Consider the following 6363-nt stretch of genomic DNA (forward strand, 5'->3'; position numbering starts at 1 on the left):
TTAAGATATGTCCATCCGAGTTTTGAATGGCTATTGCTCCACCTTTCTCGCTGCTTGAATTTCTGCTAAACTTGGATAGGCTGATTTCCACATTATCGCTGCAGTCTAAGACCCTGATAGCACCACCAATTACGCAATTTGTCGAATCTGCAGTTCCGTTCGCTGTGAACAGATTCCTCATAAGATTATTCTCTACGTCTATATTGATGAGTTGGATAGCACCACCAAACTGAGCTTTGTTTTCAGTAAACGTATTATCTGCTACATTTGAAACAGAACCATTGTTGAGGATAGCGCCCCCGGCATAAGCATAGTTCGAATCAAAGGTGTTCTGGCTGATTTCCGAAATAGATCCACCAACGACGCCAATGGCCCCACCTCCGCGTAAATCAGAACAAATTCCTGATTTATCCGCACCAAGCGCAATACTATCAATGAATTGATTACCGACAATGCGCTGCTCCCCAGCTTGTGCGTATATGCCGCCTCCTGTGCCAGCAGCATAGTTAGCAAGAAACTGGTTATTAGAGATGGAGTGCTCAATATCTACTGTTTTACTTTTTATCAATGATACTGCACCACCGCAAAAATCATAAATAGCTTCTGGTATAACATTTGTATCAAGTGGATAACCCGCGCTGTTCGAACCGAATGAATTGTTTAGTAGGTGCAATTTCGAATCCATCGAGCAGACAGCACCCCCTGTACCATTTTTGACTCTGTTCCCGCTAAAAGTGGAGTTTGTAATCTGTAGAGAATCCTGTGGTGACAAATTGGTGAGGTAAAGGGCACCGCCATTATCTAAGGCCTGGTTGACGCTGAATGAACAATAGTCGATCTGAATGGAGGGATATCCATCGATGTACATAAGCCCTCCATTGGAGGCATCGCTGCCCGAATGTGAACCATCAGGATACGCTTTCCCATTCAGGAATGCACAATGCGTGAAGGCCGAACTGCCCATAGATGGTTCACCCTTGAAACTGAAGCCATACCATGCGTCATTACCGGGAGTAGTGCTGAAGACAATGCCTGAATTCTCTGTGCCAAGAGCCTCAATTGAACCGCTAACCATAATCATTGAGTTATTCTGAGCCAGTAATGACACTCCGGGATCGACATGTAATGTTCCAGTATTTGTAACCTGAAGATCATTGAAGAAATGAGTAGGAGAATACGTAATCTCGACATAGTCAGGTATTGTATCTCTTGTGCATACCCAGTAAGGCTCTACAAACTCATAGGCCCCCATATCAATTATGGGAGTTCCATTGTTTGCATTGATTCTGGGATTCCCCATAGCATCGACCCCATCTAAAGCAGAATCCTTCGTGCCGGCATTAACGCACCTGGAAGTGTTTCCCAACTGATAGTTTTCAATATCTGCGCTAACAAACTCAGGATTATCCGTGACGCAGTTATAAGTCGATACGCTGGCATATGTGCCGCTGGCTACATCTAATGTATCCATTATTGCACAATTAATCAAGTCGATGTCCTGAGCATTGATGCAGTGGATCGGGCTTATGTATGCAAGTGTGTCTCTCCAAATTATTGTATTCTTTATCGTTACTGCTAAGGAATCGCATACCATAGCCCAACCCATAACAGATGCGTTATTATCTGCGATGGTATTGTTTTCAAACCGACCAACGATACTCTTCAAGTACAAGCCTGCACCCTGGGACGCGGTATTCTGGAAAATGGCATTACTGATGATGTCACCACTACCATTCTGATAAATCGCCCCACCGGCGTAGGCATTTGACTGTTTGATCTCATTAGAACTCAATTCCCGCTGGTTCGTTGCAAATTTTGTTTGCCCTTTGCTCTTTTGTGCAGGGGTGTTTTCGATATAGATTGATCCACCTTTGCCAGAAACGGAATCTGTCAGACAATGAGTGAATCTGTTTCCGGATATCAAGTAATCCGATTCAAACAAAGCAATGGCACCACCAAGTCCTGCTTCAACTGAGCAGTCATCGAATGACGAATTTTCAACCCCAACGGATCCTCCATTGGAAGTGATAGCACCACCGTGAGTAATAGCTGTTTTTCATCGAAAACTGCATTTGAAACTGTTAGCAGAGCAGATAGTCCTTCTAATGCAATGGCTCCTCCGCATAATCCCGCATTTTGGCTAAAAGATGATCCATTATTGATTGTTAACTGACCACCGGCATGGTAGATGGACCCACCATAGCAGCTTGAATCCCCATTTTTATTGAATTCTGATGATGATATTATTATGTTACCAAGATCCCCGGATGTTGATACAACACCACCATACACCGCAGTATTACCAGAACAGGCGGAATCCATAAAGTTCAGATCTGCGTTTTCAAGATACATGACTCCACCGGATGTCGCCGAGTTGTCTGATATCTGAGCTGCGTTTATTGAAATAGTGGCATTATTAGCATACAGGACACCTCCTAATTGTTCGGCAGCATTGCCGTCGAATGTTGATTCGCTGATCAATACTTCTGATCCGGCACCCATTGCGGCAATTGCGCCGCCATTCAAGGCTGTGCTATTGCTAATGGTACATTCATGGATTTGAACTTCCCCATTATTTACGTAGATCGCGCCTCCATCGTGAAGTGAATTACTGGTTTCGATGGTTACATTGCTAAGCAATATACTGCAATATTCATAAGAGTGAATGGCGCCTCCACCCTCTTCAAGTCTGGAATGGTCATTAGCGTTGATGATTATCAGGCTATCCAATCTTGATATACCTGAATCATTGTTTTTGAAAACAAGTCCTTTCCAACCGGCAAGTGAATCAACCCCTGCAAAGGATATGCTAAACAATTGATTCAGTGATTTCCGAGCATGCAATTCACCAGACACATTAAAGCAACAGGTTGAATCAGATTGCACTGATACAGCGTCCTTATAGGGACGAATCGTAAGTCTTGCTTGGGGACTTACCTGAACGCTGGATTTAACTTCAATTTGCGGGCAACTCCACAGTGTGTCCGCCATAATCACATTTGATACTTGAGTCTCAGTTGGATTATCGGTTACCACCAGGGGGATGCCCTCTCCAAACAATGAAATAGTCCTATCCGCTTTGTATGCATCATTGCTTCTTACATTGATCTTAGTAGAGTCTGCTCCGATTAAGAAGGGTATATACCGGGTATGCACAAAGATCGAATCTCCCGGAGCAAGCTCAATTATGTGATTGTGCTCAGCGCCATACCAGGTAAGGTCGGATAGCCCTTTTGATGGTTCTCGCTTGAGCATCAGGCTTCGCTGTAGTCCTGAGCCTCGCCTATCGGTTATTTGTTTTGATCGACTTTGTGGTACAGCTGATTGCGCCTTAGCTCCTCGCATATCCTTTTCAAAAGATGTGCCACCGGATTGTTTATTCTCCTCAGGTGTATCGCTGGTTGCAGCATACTCAAAGAAGGCCAAGCTATTATCTGAATGTGAGACCTTTAGTGTATCTATAACCAACCCGATATTCCCCGTATTTTTGAAGATCAGGAAATCTCTACCGAAGGATGGAGTATTGTTTGCAGGAAAATCTGCCATAACTAGCGTTGAATCTGAAATGCTGAGTTCTGCAGCGAGGCCAACTCCATTTACGGATATACTTACCGAACTGTTAAGGCTATCATTCGTGCTAAACGAGATGAATTTATTCATATAATCGATCGTGTGAAGTGTGGGATGGAATACGATGGGAATATCCACAAATGCTTCCATCTCAGGCTCAAAATCACCTTCGTCAATATCAATCGGAATAGTAGTCTCAACATAGGCTGTTTCAATTGTGTAAGGGAAGCTGATATTGCTACCTGCCATATATCCTTCAGGAAATACCGGATCACTCAAGATAAGGGGCATTGTTCCGATATTAGCTATCCGAAGATGCTGCACAACCTCTTCGAACACTGGAACGTTACCAAAATCTATCAAAATATCTTCATCAAAACCTATCAACGAATCTCCTATACTGATCTCCGGTTTCATTACTTCAATGGCTCCGATATCTATACCAGATCCGCAATACCTGGGATTCCCTAACAGATCAGTAGCCACGAAATTTTCCAGCATTCTGATATCATCATTACCTGCATTGACCAAAGGAGATAAAACTCCTGGTAAGTATAGGTTGCGCTCTGTATCAAGCTGCAGCATGGTTTCACCACTATAAATCGTATCAACCACTGTGTAGTTTGACATCATTGTAATTGGGCTTTGCTCGAAATTAGGAATGAAGCTCTTGCTTATCTTAAAAGTATAGGATGAATTAGTATTATCTGATTTGATGAAATGTGGAATCCCACTACTATTCCAGAATAAGCCGTTTGTTATTTGTACATCATTCTTCAATGTGCTGAATATTTCCCTGGGTTGGTTGATGAATGAGCAGTTGTATATGCCTAAAGCTCCTTCATAACCTTCGGATAAAATTGCCAGACTCCCCATAATAATCGTCGTTTCAGACGTGTTTTCGGAAAAGTAACAATTAAAGAACTCAATATTCCTGTTTTCATCTCCGGTATCACGTTCAATGTGGATGGCTCCAGTGCCAAAAGTCTTAATAATGTTACTGGTGAATGATGTGTTAGAAATATGGACATCAGAATTTTTAAGAAATAAAGCACCTCCTTTCGGCCATTCAAGATTATAGCTGCAAATATCATTATCGTAAAACAGACTATTCGAGATATGCAAATTTCCGTTTTGGGAACTGAGGGCACCATTATCGTGATTATCCACAAATTGACATGAATCTATACGAGCTTCTGAGTAATTATCCAGCAAGATCGCCCGCTTATTTGCTCTGCTGACAATGCAGTTATTAAGTTCAATACTGGGTAGTGGTTTATTTTTCTTCTGTCTGACCTCAATCCCCTGCCAATAATTCGTTGGGTCTGAGCATGTAAATGTAATGGGTCCCGCTTCTGTCCCTTTTGCAATGAGAGATCCATTAATCTTTATCTTTTTACCGGGCTTCATGGATACAGTAACTCCCGGATCAACTATCAGCAAAGCTCCCGGCTCAATTTCAATGTCACCTTCAAACAAAGTATCGACTGTTACACGGGTAACTCCGACAAAGCTGGTACTGTCGCCAGATCCCACTGTATATTTACCGCCCAAATGCCATCTTTGCTGAGCAGGGTTTTGATCGTCCTTATATTGGTATGGCCAAGTTATCAAATCTGGCCAGAAATCAGGTTTAGTTTGTGAGCCCGAAGCAAAAGAATAACAACTATTAATATCATCAAAATCTGAATCTGGGCGAAGTGTCCTCTTTTGGGTCCCCCCCCACCAAGTTGCGTAATGCTTCCGGGTATTTGCTTGAAACTGAGATATCTCGCTGTGCATCCTAATTGGATAATCAAGGACTTGGCTTTTCCACCAGTTACATTCACGCGCGTAATTGTTTATGAATAACTGCCGAGGTTGGTCTCTAAAATTATCTACGTTTGGTCGTAAATCGTTAGCTTGGAAAGCTATACAGTGGGCACATACTCTACTAAACATATTTATCGTACTCAATATCCATGCCGCTGCAAGCGGTGGTGGAAAAGTAGCTACAACAAGTACATCAATCGCACATCCCAATAGGGCTTGGTTAGTGCCACCGGATCCTTGAACATGTATTTGTTGCGTAACCCTATTACGTAGAAAGCTGTTATGTGTTCCATTGTATCGGTGAGTGGCGTCAACGCATAGATAATCAAGATTATTGCCCTCAATCAAGTTGTAGTAAGGTTTTCTGTTAGGATCATATTCGTATTCGGGACTAGGAAAGTTATGAAAATATGTATTCGTAGACTCACCGTGGATTGCTATATCGCTCCACTTCACTTTCGTTCCATTGTATAGAACAGAACGTTCCTCTCTGGCATAATTGTAAGCTATCACGTTGTACCAACTGCCATCAACTATGGTTATTGCGTGTCTGATAAGCCTGAAGATGCTATTCTCTACTAAGTTCTTGCTACTGTCCCATAAGCCAACACCATATCCAAATCCACCATCACAGTTTTTATTGGCTTCATGGAAATATACACCGGATATGGTAACGTGTTCCGCATCATGAAGAGCGATGTGATTGCGAAAAGTATTCTCGCTTTCGACTCCTTTCACCCAACAATTCGCTGCATTTCGAATTGATATGTTGTTGCCAAAATAAGTGTGATCGTCATTTAGAACATGGTCATAAACTTGATCGTTAGAGAAATCATCACCTTTTTCCCGGACAATCCTCAAATCCTCTATGCCGACATTATAAATCCTTTGGTGTGGCAAATTGCTTTCTCCATTGGCATATACGGCATTTTTCAGACAATCATCTGATGTCATTGGTATATGCGATGATTTTATTAAAAA

At 42.3% G+C, this 6363-nt stretch carries 2 protein-coding genes; both read right to left on the bottom strand.

Going from position 1 to position 6363, the window contains the following annotated elements; translation table 11 throughout:
- The coding region (locus LHW48_03950; GenBank protein MCB5259611.1) for a hypothetical protein at positions 1 to 1942 on the bottom strand (1942 nt) is incomplete at its 3' end.
- Positions 1921 to 6336, bottom strand: a complete 4416-nt coding sequence (locus LHW48_03955; GenBank protein MCB5259612.1) for a hypothetical protein — start codon at positions 6334 to 6336, stop codon at positions 1921 to 1923. The genes LHW48_03955 and LHW48_03950, both read right to left, overlap by 22 nt.
- Between the last annotated feature and the right edge of the window lie 27 nt (positions 6337 to 6363).

The sequence above is a fragment of the Candidatus Cloacimonadota bacterium genome, assembly GCA_020532355.1.
In the GTDB taxonomy this organism is placed as follows: Bacteria; Cloacimonadota; Cloacimonadia; order Cloacimonadales; family Cloacimonadaceae; genus UBA5456.

Excerpts from the sequence above, each read along its gene's own strand:
- LHW48_03955 (MCB5259612.1), bottom strand. The coding sequence starts at position 6,336 with ATGACATCAGATGATTGTCTGAAAAATGCCGTATATGCCAATGGAGAA.